Annotated in this window: 16 protein-coding genes; all 16 read left to right on the top strand. The window is 55.6% G+C overall.

The genetic code is table 11. The annotated features are described in order from the left end of the window. Positions 1–26: 26 nt before the first annotated feature. On the top strand, positions 27–956 hold the full coding sequence (locus A11S_RS05200) for a PhoH family protein (protein WP_015467450.1): 930 nt from the start codon (positions 27–29) through the stop codon (positions 954–956). Between the two features lie 65 nt (positions 957–1021). Beyond that, positions 1022–2146, top strand: coding sequence for a PhoH family protein (locus A11S_RS05195; protein ID WP_148285110.1), 1125 nt, complete (start codon positions 1022–1024; stop codon positions 2144–2146). Between the two features lie 9 nt (positions 2147–2155). Further along, complete coding sequence (ybeY, locus tag A11S_RS05190; RefSeq protein ID WP_015467448.1) at positions 2156–2674, top strand: rRNA maturation RNase YbeY; 519 nt, start codon at positions 2156–2158, stop codon at positions 2672–2674. Positions 2675–2742: 68 nt separating this feature from the next. Beyond that, positions 2743–3702 (top strand): hemolysin family protein, encoded by a 960-nt coding sequence (locus tag A11S_RS05185; RefSeq protein WP_148285109.1) that lies wholly within the window; start codon positions 2743–2745, stop codon positions 3700–3702. Positions 3703–3799: 97 nt separating this feature from the next. Continuing rightward, on the top strand, positions 3800–5377 hold the full coding sequence (gene lnt / locus A11S_RS05180) for an apolipoprotein N-acyltransferase (protein ID WP_015467446.1): 1578 nt from the start codon (positions 3800–3802) through the stop codon (positions 5375–5377). Between the two features lie 187 nt (positions 5378–5564). After that, a complete protein-coding gene (locus A11S_RS05175; RefSeq protein ID WP_015467445.1) occupies positions 5565–6068 on the top strand; it encodes a helix-turn-helix domain-containing protein in 504 nt (167 codons plus the stop codon). Between the two features lie 154 nt (positions 6069–6222). Then, positions 6223–7440, top strand: a complete 1218-nt coding sequence (gene metK, locus A11S_RS05170; protein WP_015467444.1) for a methionine adenosyltransferase — start codon at positions 6223–6225, stop codon at positions 7438–7440. Next, on the top strand, positions 7437–8180 hold the full coding sequence (trmB, locus tag A11S_RS05165) for a tRNA (guanosine(46)-N7)-methyltransferase TrmB (protein ID WP_015467443.1): 744 nt from the start codon (positions 7437–7439) through the stop codon (positions 8178–8180). Before metK ends, trmB begins: the two co-directional genes overlap by 4 nt. Positions 8181–8281: 101 nt before the next feature. After that, the gene (locus tag A11S_RS05160; protein ID WP_015467442.1) at positions 8282–8641 is read left to right on the top strand and encodes a hypothetical protein; all 360 of its coding nucleotides are present in this window, start codon (positions 8282–8284) and stop codon (positions 8639–8641) included. Positions 8642–8769: 128 nt separating this feature from the next. Next, entirely contained in the window at positions 8770–9282 is a 513-nt protein-coding gene (locus A11S_RS05155; RefSeq protein ID WP_015467441.1) for a ribosome maturation factor RimP, read from the top strand. A 60-nt stretch (positions 9283–9342) separates the two neighbouring features. After that, positions 9343–10857, top strand: coding sequence for a transcription termination factor NusA (gene nusA, locus A11S_RS05150; RefSeq protein WP_015467440.1), 1515 nt, complete (start codon positions 9343–9345; stop codon positions 10855–10857). A 26-nt stretch (positions 10858–10883) separates the two neighbouring features. Continuing rightward, positions 10884–11597 (top strand): DUF448 domain-containing protein, encoded by a 714-nt coding sequence (locus A11S_RS05145; RefSeq protein ID WP_015467439.1) that lies wholly within the window; start codon positions 10884–10886, stop codon positions 11595–11597. 22 nt (positions 11598–11619) lie between these two features. Further along, complete coding sequence (gene infB, locus A11S_RS05140; RefSeq protein ID WP_148285108.1) at positions 11620–14265, top strand: translation initiation factor IF-2; 2646 nt, start codon at positions 11620–11622, stop codon at positions 14263–14265. Between the two features lie 5 nt (positions 14266–14270). Beyond that, positions 14271–14720 (top strand): 30S ribosome-binding factor RbfA, encoded by a 450-nt coding sequence (gene rbfA, locus A11S_RS05135; protein WP_041802492.1) that lies wholly within the window; start codon positions 14271–14273, stop codon positions 14718–14720. 5 nt (positions 14721–14725) lie between these two features. Further along, a complete protein-coding gene (gene truB / locus A11S_RS05130; RefSeq protein WP_015467436.1) occupies positions 14726–15667 on the top strand; it encodes a tRNA pseudouridine(55) synthase TruB in 942 nt (313 codons plus the stop codon). A 19-nt stretch (positions 15668–15686) separates the two neighbouring features. Next, positions 15687–15965 (top strand): 30S ribosomal protein S15, encoded by a 279-nt coding sequence (gene rpsO, locus A11S_RS05125; protein WP_015467435.1) that lies wholly within the window; start codon positions 15687–15689, stop codon positions 15963–15965. The last annotated feature ends 293 nt before the right edge of the window (positions 15966–16258 follow it).

Genomic DNA, 16258 nt, shown 5'->3' with positions numbered 1-16258 from the left:
AAACCCGCAGGAAAGCGAGAAAAAGAATGGTACAGGGACAAGCGCAACAAGGTTCACGCGATACACGCAGCACCGGCAAAGGGAACGGCCGCGGTAAAGGGCAAACACAAGACCAATTCAACGAAGCTGGTGGCGCATCCAACGACAACGCCAACCGCACCATGACCATCGCCGAGGCTCAGGCCGCTGTTGAGCGCGCATTGCCAAGCTTTGATGGTGGGTCCTTCAAACTCGGTCGCGAAGACATTACGCCGACACAGGCCCAAAAGAAAATCCGGCACGAAGCCCAGCACAAAGACTTCCTCTTCGTGAATGGCAAGGCCGGGACCGGGAAAACATTGTTCAGTACCTATTCGGCACTGGAAGCCCTGGCCCAAGGCAAAATTGACCGTATCTGTCTGGCGACCCCCGCCGTTACGGCCGACGAAGAAATTGGTTTCCTGCCCGGCGATCTGAATGAAAAAATGATGCCGCACGTGCGTCCGATGGTTGAAACCATTGACGAGCTGATCGGCAAGCCGCTGCGTGAACGTTTGATGCAGGCGGGCGTGCTGGAAATTGCGCCGCACGCGTTCAACCGTGGCCGCACGTACAAATATACGTTCTATCTGCTGGATGAATGCCAGAACGCATCGGCCCGTCAATTGCGCACATCCTTTACCCGTATTGGTAAAGGGTCCACCTTCATCTACATGGGTGATGATGCGCAGAACGACCGGACGGATCAAAAACGCACCGCGTTCACCGCTTATATGGAACGGTTCTCCAACCCGGTGTACGACCGTGAAATTGGCCTGGTGCAAATCCCGAAAACCGATTGCAAACGCCACCCGCTGATCCTGAAAATGATGGAACGTGGTGACGATCTGCCGATCCCGGAACTGGAAGGTCATAAAGAACAGGCCAACACAGCCGGCCAAGCGATCCGCGAAGCCGCCCCGGCCCCGAAACCGTAATAACGGCTCATAACCCCATACAAAAACCCCGGCCCAAAGCCGGGGTTTTTTGCTGCGCCGCCCATATTTACCTTATCCTTACAATTACTTGTGCTATAATTGGGGACAGAGTACGGAGAGCGCCCATAACCACGCAAATCGAACACGACCACCTGGTTTTCAATGACAACCGCCTGCTGCCGGCCCTTTTTGGCGGGCAGAACGAAAATCTTTCGTTTTTGGAACAGGCGTTGGGCTTAGAAATCATCGGCCGTGGCAATGAAATCACCCTGATCGGTGACATTGAAAAAATCGCGCTGGGCCGCGAAATCCTGAATTTAATGTGGAGCAAGCTGAAACGCGGCGAAGACGTGGATATTCACACGGTCAGCGCCGCCCTGCGCTTTTCCGACGAACATGCGGAAGAACAGCGCACGACCCCACAGCACCATCACCAACGCCGCAAAACCGATCACCACAAAGATGGGAAACACATGACATCCAGCACCCCGACCAATCTGAAAGAGCTGATCGAAACCAAGGGCCAGATTGTCACACGCAAAAAAACCATCGCCCCACGCGGTCCGGTTCAAGCCGCCTATATCGAAGCGATGCAAAAACACGAAGCCGTTTTCGGCATCGGCCCCGCCGGTACGGGTAAAACCTATCTGGCCGTGGCACAGGCCGTGTCGTTGTTTGAACAGGAAAAAGTGGAACGGATTATCCTGTCCCGCCCGGCGGTTGAGGCCGGGGAGCGTCTGGGCTTCCTGCCCGGCGATTTAAAGGAAAAGATCGACCCCTATCTGCGCCCGCTTTATGACGCTTTGTACGACACGATGGGCGCGGAAAAGGCGGAAAAACGCATCCTGTCCAAAGACATTGAAATTGCACCGCTGGCCTTTATGCGCGGGCGCACATTGAACCGCGCCTTTGTCATTCTGGACGAAGCGCAAAACACCACGGCAATGCAGATGAAAATGTTCCTGACCCGTCTGGGCGAAGGATCACGCATGGTTATTACGGGTGACCCGTCCCAGATTGACTTGCCCAGTGGTGAAACGTCGGGCCTATTGCAGGCCATGGATATTCTGCACGATCTGCCCGAAGTGGGGTTGATCCGTTTCGGGTCCAAGGACGTTGTCCGCAGTGATCTGGTTGCAAAAATCGTCACGGCCTATGACCGCCATGACGGGCGTGGTGGTGGACGTTAAACGACCATCATGATCGACCTGCAAATTACATCGGAAAACCCCGGCTGGGATACGGATCTGCCCGATTATGAATCCGTGATTGAACGCGCCATTCATGCCGTGTTCGCCACCTGCCCCGTTGCGGGCGAAATCAAGGACAGCGTTCCATCGATTGAGATCAGCATTACGTTGAGTGATGATGAATCCGTGCGCATCCTGAACCGCGATTACCGGGGCAAGGACAAGCCCACCAATGTTTTGTCTTTCGCCATGCAGGACACAGAAGACGGATGGGAATACCCCACGCCAGGCATTCCCTGCACGCTGGGCGACCTGGTCATTGCCCTCGAAACCGTGGCCCGCGAAGCCACCGATGAAACCAAAAGTTTTGCCGATCATTTCACCCATTTGGTTGTCCACGGCACCCTGCACTTGCTGGGTTATGACCATATCGACGACGATGAGGCGGAGGAAATGGAAGACCTAGAAGTTAATATTCTCAATGGGTTAGGCATAAAAAACCCCTACCTCTTGCCCGATGGGGATTAAGCATACCGCCGCACGCATGGGGACTAGCATGTTGCAGTGTGGCATAATATATTAAGGCCATGTTTGAAATGACCCAAAACGACGATAACGACCCATCCGGAAGTAGACCCGGCGGGACAGGATCATCCGGTTACGGATCGCACCCTTCCCGTCATGAACCGTCTGGCGATCCGAAAAAATCCATCCTGACCCAGATCCGGTCCCTGTTGGGATCATCCAAGGGTTCCACGCATTTGCGTGACGATTTGGCCGAGTATGTTGCGAATACGCAAGATGACTCCACGCTCTCCGTTGCAAACCACGAACGCACACTGATCTCCAACGTGCTTGACTTGCGCGATATGCGCGCCGTTGATGTGATGATCCCCCGCGTTGACATTGTGGCCATCGACATCAGCATTTCGGAATCCGAATTGTTTGCCTTGTTGTCGGAAAAGCAATTCAGCCGTTTCCCTGTCTTCCGTGAATCATTGGACGATGTTATTGGCACCGTTCACATCAAGGACATTCTCAGCACCACGCTGCGCAAGGAACCGATCGTGCTGGAAAATCTGGTCCGCGACGTTCCGATTGTGTCGCCATCCATGCATGTTTTGGACCTGTTGCTGGAAATGAAACAAACACGCCGCCATATGGCGCTGGTGGTTGATGAATTTGGTGGTATTGATGGCCTTGTCACCATTGGTGACATTATCGAAGCCATTGTGGGCGATGTCGAAGACGAACATAACACCATGGGGTCCGACCCGACACTGATCACAAACCAGGACGGGTCCATCATCGCCGATGGCCGGTTTGACGTTGAGGAATTCGAAGACCGCTTCGGTGAATTTATGACCGAAGAGGAACGCGAAAGCATCGACACGCTGGGCGGTTTGGTTTTTGCCATTGCAGGCCGCGTGCCCAGCCGGGGTGAAATCCTGGTCCACGAAGAATCCGGGATGATTTTTGAAATCCTGGATGCCGATGCCCGCCGGGTGAAACGCCTGCGCGTGAAGAACGTCAAGCCTAAGACACCCACACAATAGACTCGCGCCTCTTTGCCTTGCTATTCCAACGGGGAATAATCGCCGATTGCATGGATTCCCGCTTTCGCGGGAATGACAAGTCCATTATCGTCCCCGCATGATTTTGTCACACCTGCACACCCTTGCGGATCGCATCATCGCCCTGCCCGTTTTTGCCCGGGCGGGGTTGGCGTGGCTGGCCGGATCATTGATGGCATTGACCATGGCACCAACGTCATGGTGGGTCCTTTTATTTCCATGCCTGTCACTTTTCTACATGACATTGACCGGTGCGCGGACATGGCGCGACGCAACTCTTATCGGCTGGGCCTTCGGGTTTGGGTTTTTCCTGTTTGGTTTGTTCTGGATCAGCAATGCCTTGCTGGTCCCCGGTAACCCATTTAAATGGGTGTGGCCGCTGGCGATTGCGGGGCTGCCTATTGCATTGGCTTTTTTCACCGCCGCCTCATCATGGATCGTCTGGCGCTTTGCCAATTTGAAAAAGTGGGATGGGTTTGTATTTTTCTGCGCGATTATTATTGCAGGTGAATATGCGCGCGGTCATATCCTGACCGGATTCCCATGGAATCTGTACGCCTATGCCTGGGCCGGAACATTGCCAATGGCGCAAACGGCCGCGCTGGTGGGGCCGTATGGCTTAAGCCTGATCACATTGATCTGGGCGGCATTGCCTGGGTTTTTGGTCATTGCAAGATTTAAAAAAACAACCACAGCGGCGATACTGATTGCCATCGTTATCAGCATGATGGCCTTGTACGGCTGGGGTGCGGCACGCTTGCACACGCATCCAACGCAATTTGCGGACAACGCACCTGCCATCCGCCTGATCCAACCCAACATCCCGCAAGCGGATAAATGGGACCCGGAAAAAACATCGCTGAATTTACAAAAACTCATTGATGGGCTGACCGCCAACCCTCCCGTTACGGACCGACCCGTGATCGCCGTATGGCCAGAAACGGCGATCAGCACACGCCTTCTGTCCATTCCTGATGTACGTATGGCGATTACATCATCCCTGCAATTGATGGGCCGCGACCCGCTGTTATTGAGCGGAATTTTAATTCGCGAAGGGAATGAAACACCCTCCTACGGCAATTCACTGGTCGCGTTTGACCGCGATTTACAGCCACTGGCCCGCTTTGACAAAGCGCATCTGGTCCCGTTTGGCGAATATATCCCACTGCAATCGATCTTGCCGATCACGCCATTCGTCCAATTTTCAGGCTTCACGCCGGGACCGGGACCACAGACGCTGACACTACCAGGCCTCAAATCTGTCGTGCCCCCCTTCAGCCCGCTGGTCTGTTACGAAATCATTTTCCCCGGTGCGGTCACTGATGACGAGGAACGCCCCGCATGGATCGTCAACGTCACCAATGATGGCTGGTACGGCAACAGTCCCGGGCCGTATCAGCATCTGGCCCAAACGATGTTCCGCGCAATCGAAGAAGGGCTACCGGTCGTGCGCTCAGCCAATAATGGTATCTCTGCCATCATTGACCCCTATGGTCGAATTCTGACCCGAATCCCTTACGATAAACCGGGCAGTGTTGACGTGATTCTCCCCGCCGACACACCGAACGCCCCTTTTTATGTCGTCTGGCGGAACGCGCCCGTGGTCATTTTATTGGTTTTGATAATCTTGTGCTGCGCAATAAGACGCCGTTTATAAGCGTTATTTGCACAAGTACGCCAAGGGGTAGAGAATAGCGCTTTCCAATACTTCCGGTTAGTTGCGCCTTTGCATCCCGCGTGCTTTTGTGCCAATCCTTGTGGAGTATTTCATATTATCGGATACTCCTTAATCCACGAAACCATCTCATCATGGCTTCGGGACGGAAATAAAGCAGGTAAAACATATGGCAAAGATAACAACTGAAAAGAAAAGCGCGGATAAGGTGGTCAAAAAACTTCCTACGCCCCGTCGCGGACGTGGTGGCGGATCGGATAACCCCGATCCCGTCGATGTCCATGTTGGTGCCCGCTTGCGCCAACGCCGAGGCATTCTGGGGTTCAGCCAGGAAAAACTGGCCGATGCTCTGGGACTGACCTTCCAGCAGGTTCAAAAATACGAACGCGGAACCAACCGGATCAGCGCCAGCCGCTTGTGGCAAGCTTGCCACGTGCTGGATGTTCCGGTCAGCTACTTCTTTGAAGGCTTCAGCGATAAAGGCCGCGCCAAAACACTGGCGTCTGGCTTGGCTGAAAGCGAACAGCTGGGGTTCGAAGATGATCGTGATATCCTGAGCCGTAAAGAAACGCTGGAACTTGTTCGCCTGTACTACACGCTGGATGATGAAAACGCCCGCCGTAACATCATGAAGGCCCTGCGTAATATGGTTGAGTTTTATCAGGAGGTTTAATCCTCTGATATTCTGAGTATTCTTTTTTTAAAAAGCCGGGGAGTGTTCCCCGGCTTTTTTCATACAACCGCAGCAACTGTCTTGTAATTGCCACAATGGCGGGTATTCTATTTCCCGCATTTTATATCTCTATTCTTCAATCAGGAAAATCATCATGTTCAAACCAGCCCAGAACGAAAACACTCATCCGCACGGTACTGCACGGCTGAAAGATTTCCTGTTCACCAGCGAATCCGTATCCGAAGGTCACCCGGACAAAATCTGTGATCAGATTTCCGATGCTATCGTGGATCGTTATTTGACATCCGATCCGTATGCCCGCACAGCGATTGAAACCGTTGTCACAACCGACAGCGTTATCATTGTTGGTGAAACGCGCGGCCCGTCTGATATCACCCATGATGTTCTGCGCGATATTGCCAAACACAAAATCCGCGATATTGGGTATGAGCAGCAAGGGTTCGACTGGCGTACAGTCAACGTCGATGTGCGCGTTCACAGCCAGTCCGCCGACATTGCCGTTGGTGTTGATGCCGCCGGCAACAAAGACGAAGGCGCAGGCGACCAGGGCATTATGTTTGGTTATGCCTGCACGGAAACACCTGTACTGATGCCCGCCGCATTGCATTATTCTCACAATATTCTGAAATCACTGGCCGAAGCGCGCCATTCCGGAACGCTGGCCGAACTGGGCCCGGATGCGAAATCACAGGTCACGCTGGAATACCGCGATGGCAAGCCGGTGCGCGCCACATCCATCGTCGTTTCGACCCAACACAGCGAAAAACTGTCGCAGGCCGATGTGCGCGAGATGGTCCGCCCACATGTCATGAACGTCCTGCCCGAAGGCTGGATGTGCCCGGACAACGAATTCTACGTCAACCCGACGGGCCGTTTTGTGATTGGTGGCCCGGTTGGGGATTCTGGCCTGACGGGCCGCAAGATCATCGTGGACACCTATGGCGGATCTGCCCCGCATGGTGGTGGTGCCTTCTCTGGCAAAGACCCGACGAAGGTTGATCGTTCCGCCGCCTACGCCGCGCGTTATCTGGCGAAAAACGTTGTGGCCGCCGGACTGGCCGACAAATGCACGATCCAGCTGTCCTACGCCATCGGCGTGTCCAAGCCTCTGTCCGTTTACGTTGACACCCATGGCACCGGATTGGCGGATGAAGCCCGTATCTCCGCCGCCCTGCAGGAATTGATGAACCTGAGCCCGCGCGGCATCCGGGAACACCTGCACCTGAACCGTCCGATCTATGCCCGCACCGCCGCCTATGGCCATTTTGGCCGCGATCCGGAAGCCGATGGCGGGTTCAGTTGGGAAAAGATTGACCTTGTCGATGCTTTGCGCCAAAAACTGGGCGCATGAGCACAGACAAACAGCGTAACGACATAAACCTGACCATTCCGCATACGGATGTTGACCGTGATAAACGGCGGCTTTACGGCCGCCGTCAGGGCCGTCCGTTAAAGCCCGAGCGCGCCAGCGTTCTGGACAGCCTGTTGCCGCAATTGCAAATCCAGCCCGAAGCCCTGACCCCCGCATCATTGCGCGATGTCGATTTGTTCGTCCGCGCTTTTAACGGCGGCATGTGGTTTGAAATCGGCTTTGGCAATGGCGAACATGTCGCCGCCCTACACCGCCAGCACCCCGACACCGCCTTTATCGGCGCAGAACCCTTTATCAACGGCATGTCCGCGTTTCTGAAAGACATTCAGGACGACGACACATCCAACGTCCGCGTCTGGATGGATGATGCCATTTTGGTTGTGAACGCACTGGCCGATCAAACACTGGACGGAATCTACGTCCTGAACCCCGACCCGTGGCCGAAGAAACGCCATTACAAGCGCCGCATCATCAGCCCCGAAAACCTCGACCGGTTTGCCCGCGTTCTGAAACCCGGCGGCATGTTGATCATGGCCACGGATGTTGATGATCTGGCAGAATGGATGCGCGATCAGGCCGAAGCCCACCCGGCCTTTGCCTGGACCGGCCACCCGGCAGATCTGCACACCATGCCCGAGGGCTGGATCCCCACACGATACGAAGAAAAGGGTCGCGCTGCCGGACGGGTACAGACCTATCTGCTGTACAAACGGACCTGAGCCACGCCATATCCCTTTGGATATAAAGGCATTTTTATTGCATTTCTCACCTCGGTTATATTAGAATTACGTAAAGTACACTGCGTAACCGAGCAAATGCCATGGCGTCGCCCCCTTTTGATTCACGGCCTGAACAGGTCTTTGACTACCCGGAGTACGGGTTTTTCCTGAAAACCGGGCAACCACAGGCCCAAATCCAATTCCCCAGCCGCCTGCGCCGGCAGGGGCGAAAACCTGTTCCAAAACACAATATTGGGCTGGCCTGCCTGCCCTATCACCTTCTGGAACAAGACGAATTTACTGTTTTAAAGGCGCGCGCCCTGCCCGCGGACAACAACAATATCTCGATTGTTTTCGATACCGCGGCCCAGGGATTGCTGGTCATCGACATGCTGACCCATGGGGCCCTGCACGTGGATCTCAAGCTGGTGCGATGGGGAACAAAGGCCCCGCAACGCTAAAACCCTGAAAAAGATCTTGCCAAACAGGGGAATCAGACCTATAACCCTTGCAAAATCCCAGGTTAGTAGAGGGGTGGGCCCAAAAAAGCCCGCCTTTTTTGTTGCCCGGAATCAACTAAGGACGAACGATGCGCCAAACGCCGCAGGAACAAAAAATTACCGCACTGATCGAACCGGTCGTCGCCGAGAAGGGCTTCGAACTGGTCGCCGTGCGCATGCTGAGTGAAGACGGAATGCAGATCTTGCAGATCATGGTCGAAGATCCGGCCACGCGCACGATCGGCGTCGATGATTGCTCCGCCATCAGCCGCGCCCTGAACGCGCTGTTGGAAGTTGAAGACCCGATCAGCGCCGCCTACCGTCTGGAAGTCAGCTCGCCGGGCATTGACCGCCTGCTGACCCGCGAAAAAGATTTCGTCGATTTCTGCGGACTGGACACCAAGATCGAAATGGATATGCCGATTGACGGGCAGAAACGTTTCCGTGGCGTCACACAAGGGATCGAAGATGGCGCCGTCATCGTCGAAACCGAAGACCAAGGCCGTATCGCCCTGCCCTTAAGCGGCATTGCGAAAGCGAAATTGGTCATGAACGACGAATTGATCGAAGCGATGCAGAAACGCATCAAAAAAGCAGTTTAATTGAATACACACTAAACAGGTTAATTGGTTTAAACAGGCAAAGCCAAAAAGAGGAAAACTATGGAACTGTTGCAAGTTGCAGATGCCGTTGCCCGCGAGAAAAACATCGACCGTGATATCGTTCTGGTCGCGATGGAAGAAGCCATTCAAAAGGCTGGCCGTTCCAAATACGGTTATGACCACGATATCCGCGCGATCATCGACCGCCGTTCCGGTCAGATCGAGCTGAAGCGCTATCGCGAAGTGGTTGAAACCATCGAAGACGAAGCCAAGCAACTGACGCTGAAAGAAGCACAACGCATCAAGCCGGACGCACAGGTTGGCGAATTCCTGATCGACAGCCTGCCGCCGCTGGATTTCGGCCGCATTGCCGCCCAGACCGCGAAACAAGTTATCGTGCAAAAAGTGCGCGACGCCGAGCGTGAGCGTCAATTTACCGAATTCAAAGACCGCGTTGGCGAAATGATCAACGGGATCGTAAAACGCTCCGAATACGGCAACACCACAATCGATCTGGGCCGTGCCGAGGCCCTGCTGCGCCGGGACGAATCCCTGCCGCGTGAAAACCTGAAAGTTGGTGATCGCGTTCGTGCCTACATCTACGACGTGCGCCAGGAAGTGCGTGGTCCGCAGATTTTCGTATCCCGCGCCCGTCCGGAATTCATGGCCAAACTGTTCACGCAGGAAGTGCCGGAAATTTATGACGGCGTGATCGAGATTAAAGCCGTTGCCCGTGACCCGGGTTCCCGCGCAAAAATCGCTGTATGGTCCCGTGATAACGGTATTGATCCGGTCGGTGCGTGCGTTGGTATGCGCGGTAGCCGTGTTCAGGCCGTTGTTGGCGAACTGCAAGGCGAAAAAATCGACATTGTGCCGTGGTCCGAAGACTTCGCAACATTCGTTGTGAACGCGCTGGCCCCGGCCGAAGTGGCCAAGGTTGTTCTGGACGAAGAAAAACACCGTCTGGACGTTGTTGTTCCGGAAGAACAACTGTCCCTGGCGATTGGTCGCCGTGGCCAGAACGTTCGTCTGGCATCACAGCTGACCGGCTGGGATATCGACATCCTGACCGAAGCCGAAGAATCCGCACGCCGTGCCGAAGAATTCAAAAAACGCTCCAGCCTGTTCATGGAAGCTCTGGACGTTGACGATGTCATCGCGCACCTGCTGGTCGCCGAAGGATTCATCAACATCGAAGAAATCAGCGAAACGCCGATTCCGGAACTGGCCACAATCGAAGGCTTCGACGAAGACGTTGCCGGCGAATTGCAGGCCCGTGCCAATGCATGGTTGGAAAAACTGCGCGTTGAACTGGAAACCAAACGCCGCGAACTGGGCATTCAAGACGACCTGATGACCTTCGACGGTCTGAAAGCCGAACACATCTTGAAACTGGCCGAACAAGGCGTGAAAAACCTTGACGATCTGGCCGATCTGGCTGGTGACGAGCTGGTCGAAATTCTGGGTGAAGAGGTCATCAATATCCGTGACGCCAACGCCCTGATCATGAAAGCCCGTGAACACTGGTTCACGGAAGAAGACGCAACAGAAGAAAAGGCCGCCAGCAATGGTTAAGTCCATGCTGGTAGAGAGGAACAGTATTGACCTTTACAAAGGACAATCGCACCGATGACATGATCCCGCCGATGGCAGATGAAAATCTGCTGTCGTCGGGCATTGTCACGTCCGAAGGTCAAGACGCCGCTCAGCCAACAGCCCCTGCAGAACCGTCTGCGGAAATCCCTGCAAAGAAAATCAAAACCGAAACCTGTCTGGTGAGCGGTGAAACCCTGCCCCGGGACCAGATGATACGTCTGGTGATCGGCCCCGATTCCATGCTGTATGTGGATTTGGACGCCAAACTGCCCGGCACCGGGTTCTGGATCACGCTGGGGCACAGCATACTGGCGCAGGCCATCAGCCGCGGTTCCTTCACCGCCGCCGCCCACGACAGCATCAAAATCCCTGAAAATATTGATGAAATCATCACCAAAGCCCTGACCCGCAAGGCGCTGGACATGCTGTCCATGGCGCGTAAAGCGGGCGACCTGATCACCGGGGCCGATAAGTGCGAGCAAATTTTGCGATCGCGTAAAGGTGGTGTATATGTAACCGCCGCCGAAGAAAGCGCGGTCACCCGCCGGAAACTGGCCAATTTGGCCCGGTCTCTGCCCGTGATCGACCAGTTTTCCAGCGCAGATCTTTCCACCCACAGCGGCGCCCAGAATGTGTGGCATGCCGTGATCCGGAGAGGCCCCCTTTGTCAGCCGTTCTTAAACGCGGTTGATCGACTGAATAAATTTAATAATGACTGATGATGAAAGCACAGGCACAGGAATGACGGATAGTAAAGAAAAAGGCACAGGCACAGACAAGGGCACGGAAAAGAAATCCACCCTCAGCCTTGGCTCCAAAGGAACATTAAGCCTGAAGGGCGGCGCCGCCAGTGGCGCAGCAGCAGCCCCGCGCGCAGCCCAACCGACACGCGGCGGGAAATCCGTTGCCGTTGAAGTCCGCCGCAAACGCAGCGGGTCCAGCACCGCGCCGATGAGCCGCCCGACGACCGAAGCCAATGTTGAGGCCGAGGATCACACAGCCGGCACGATGGCCGCCCTGCGTCAATTGACCAGCGAGGAGCGCGAAGCCCGTATCCGCGCCCTGCAGGCCGCGGAAGAAGAATCCAAGCGCCGCGCCGACACCAGCGAAGACGAAGACGACCGCAGCATCATCGGCACAACGGTTGAATACCGCTCCCCGACCGCGCCTGCGATTGTTACCCAGCCGGAAACGGCCGAACAGGCCCGCCAGCGCGAACTGGAAGAACTGCAACGCATCGAAGAAGAAGAGCAGCAGAAGAAGCGCGCGGATGAACGCCGTCATGCCTCAACCACAGAACACGCCCGCGGGCCGGGTAACGTTGCCGCGCAGGACATTATGCGCGAATCCGCCCGTCCGGGGGCCGCTGGCCGCCCGAGCTTCAGCGAGGACGAGCAAGAAGAAGAAAGCTATCGCGAGCGCATGAAAAAGGCGAGCGTGAAGGCCCCGCCGTCCCGCCGTGGCGAACAGGACCGCAACTGGAACCCGGGCCGCCTGACCGTTCAGAAAGCATTGAGCGAAGACGTGATGGAACAGCGTGGCCGGTCCTTGGCCGCAACGCGCCGCGCCCGCGCCAAAGCCCACCGTTCCATGACCGCCGAGCCGCAGCAAAAAGTTCTGCGCGAAGTGGTTCTGCCGGAATTTATTACGGTTCAGGAACTGGCCAACCGTATGACGGAGCGCAGCTCTGACGTCGTGAAAGCCCTGATGAAACTGGGCGTGATGGCCACCATTACGCAAACGATTGATGCCGACACCGCCGAATTGATCGTGACCGAATTTGGTCACACCATCAAACGCGTAACCGAAGGCGACGTTGAAATCGGGATTGAGGGCGATACGGATGCCGAAGGCGATCTGTTGCCGCGTCCGCCGGTTGTCACCATCATGGGTCACGTTGACCATGGTAAAACCTCCCTGCTCGACGCGTTGCGTGCCACGGATGTGGTCGCGGGCGAAGCCGGTGGCATTACCCAGCACATTGGCGCGTACCAGGTTACGATGCCGTCTGGTCATAAAATCACGTTCCTGGATACACCGGGTCACGCCGCCTTTACCGAAATGCGTGCCCGCGGTGCGAACGTAACCGACATCGTCGTTCTGGTTGTTGCCGCAAACGATTCCATCATGCCGCAAACGATTGAGGCGATTAACCACGCCAAAGCTGCTGGCGTGCCGATCATCGTTGCCATCAACAAAATCGACCTGCCCGATGCCAACCCGAACAAAGTGCGCCAGGACTTGCTCCAGCACGAAATCGTTCTGGAAGAAATGGGCGGCGAAACCATGGCCGTTGAATTGTCCGCGAAAAAACGGATCAACCTGGACAAGCTGGAAGAAACCATCTTGCTGCAGGCTGAAATGCTGAACCTGCGCGCCAACCCGAACCGTCGCGCCAATGGTACGGTGGTCGAAGCGAAACTGGAACAAGGGCGCGGTAACGTGGCCACGGTTCTGGTTGAAAACGGCACATTGCGCGTTGGTGACATTTTCGTCGCCGGTGCGGAATCGGGTCGTGTTCGTGCCCTGTTGGATGATCGTGGGAACGCGGTCAAACAAGCCCTGCCGGGTCAGCCGGTTGAGGTTCTGGGTCTGCAAGGCGCACCGGAAGCCGGTGATAAAATCAACGTGGTCGAAGATGACGCCCGTGCCCGTGAAATTGCCGCCTATCGTGCGCGCAAGAAACGCGAACAGGCCGCCGCGTCCATCGCCCGCCGCACCAATTCGTTGGAGCAGATGATTGCCGCCGCGAAAGAAGGCGAAAAAACCACCCTGCCCGTCGTTATCAAAGCCGACGTGCATGGTTCGGTCGAAGCCATCGCCGGTTCGTTGCAGAAAATTTCCGAAGACAACCCGGATGTTATGGTCCGCGTTCTGCACTCCGGTGTGGGCGGGATTACCGAATCCGATATCATTCTGGCGAAGGCATCCAACGCCATGATTATCGGCTTTAACGTCCGCGCCAACACCCAGGCCCGTACACTGGCCGAACGCGACGGCGTGAACATCCGTTACTACAGCATCATTTACAACATCATTGATGATGCGAAGGCGATCCTGTCGGGCATGTTGGCACCGAACCTGCGCGAAGAATATCTGGGCCAGGCTTCGATCCGCCAAGTGTTCAACATCACCAAGGTGGGCAAGGTTGCTGGCTGTATGATTACAAACGGCGTGGTCAAACGCGGTTCCAAGGTCCGCCTGCTCCGCGACGATGTGGTTATTCACGAAGGCACGCTCAAAACCCTCAAACGCTTCAAAGACGAAGTCAAAGAAGTCAAAGAGGGCATGGAATGCGGTATGGCGTTCGAAAACTATGACGACATCAAAGACGGTGACGTTATCGAATGCTTCGATATCGTATCCGAAGCCCGGACGGTGGGTTAATCGGCATGCGGAAGCACAAAGCATCGGAACCATCGCAACGCATGTTGCGTGTTGGCGAACAACTGCGCCACGTGATTTCGGAAACGTTGCGGCAGGGGCGTTTTGACGACCCCCTGCTGTTCGACGCATCCGCTATTGTCACCGTGACCGAAGTGCGCGTCAGCCCGGATCTGAAACACGCAACGGCCTATGTTCTGGCCTTGGGTGGTGGCAACATGGATGAAATGTTGCCCGCCCTGAACGATTCCGCCGCTGTTTTTCAGCGCGATATCGGGCGTAAGCTGGACCTGAAATTTACGCCCAAGGTCCGCTTCATCATGGACAAAACCTTTGATCAAGCCTTGCGCATTGAAACATTGATCGGGGCCTTGCCGGAAACGGATCGTTACGGGTACCAAGCCCCGGGTGAGAACGACGGCGCAGACGCGGATGAAGAATCCGACGACGACCAATAACGCCCATGGCCCGTCGCAAAAAAGGCATTCCCATCCACGGCTGGATTGCGGTTGATAAACCGCTGGGCGTCACATCGACGCAGGTGGTTGGGAAATTGCGCTGGTTGCTGAACGCCCAGAAAATCGGCCATGGCGGCACACTCGACCCACTGGCCAGCGGCATCTTGCCGATCGCCCTGGGCGAAGCCACCAAAACCATCGCCTTTTGCATGGATCACACAAAAACCTACAGCTTTACGGTCCGGTTCGGGGAACAACGTTCCACCGACGATGCCGAGGGTGAGGTCATCGCCACATCCAATGTCCGCCCAACCGAAGACGCCATCCGGGCCATCCTGCCCCGCTTTATTGGCACGATTGACCAGTTGCCGCCCCGTTTTTCCGCCCTGAAAATCGACGGGCAGCGGGCCTATGATCTGGCCCGCGCCGGCGAAGACGTCGATCTGGCCCCCCGGGCCGTGCGCATCGATTCCCTTGAATTATTGGCCATCCGTGGGGATGAAGCCGATTTCCGCTGTGTCTGTGGCAAGGGGACCTATATCCGCTCCCTCGGTCGGGATTTGGCGCTGGAACTGGGGTCTGTGGGCTACATTTCGGCCCTGCGCCGGGACCGGGTCGGGCCTTTTACCGTAAACAATGCGATTTCACTTGATTTCTCGGCCGATTCCGGCCAAATTCCGCCCCTTGAAGACATGCTTCTTCCTGTTCAGACGGTGCTAGACGACATCCCGGCTCTGGATCTGAACGAAAGGGAAGCAGCACGGTTGAAGAACGGCCAGGTTTTATCGTTCATCTCCCGCCCTGATGTGGATCGACTCCACCGGGCCGGCGTGGTTCCCGATAAATCCAACCCCGTGACGGCGCTGGCGCTGTTCAATGGCACACCTGTTGCGCTTGTGAACATCGACGGCATCGATATTCAGCCGCTTCGCGTACTGAACCTTTAAAAAATGATCGGAGAAAACGATGTCGAATAACATGAACACCGCCGCCCGTAAAAAGGACGTCATCGCCAAGAACCAAACGAAACAAGGCGACACAGGATCACCGGAAGTGCAAATTGCCGTGATGACAGACCGTATCAACTATCTGTCCGAGCACATGCAGTCCCACAAAAAAGACATGTCCAGCCGCCGTGGCTTGCTGGCTCTGGTTGCCAAGCGCCGTAAACTGCTGGACTACGTCAAGGCAAAGGACCAAGGCCGTTACCAGTCCCTGATCGAAAAACTGGGTATCCGCCGCTAATTCCAACGGAATTGCTGAATTTAAACGGCCCGAGATCATTGATTTCGGGCCGTTTTATTTTTTTCTTCCCAAACCCGCCCGGTTTGATGTTTAATCACCCCATGCAAAACGCAACCGCACCGCATAGCGCGATCCGACGCGCACGACGTACAAACCGCCCCCTGTTGGCTCAGGGCGTTGCGGATCGTGCGGTGCAGGCCTAATCAAACTTCCTGACATCCCTTTCCTCTCCGCTTCCTGATCCAGATGGGCCAGGCGGATGCGCACTTATCTTTCGATCGCACACAGAGGAA

The organism is Micavibrio aeruginosavorus EPB, assembly GCF_000348745.1.
Taxonomy (GTDB): Bacteria; Pseudomonadota; Alphaproteobacteria; order Micavibrionales; family Micavibrionaceae; genus Micavibrio; species Micavibrio aeruginosavorus_A.
The sequence above is the reverse complement of the archived record's forward strand: the minus strand, read 5'-3'. Positions and strand labels throughout refer to the sequence as shown.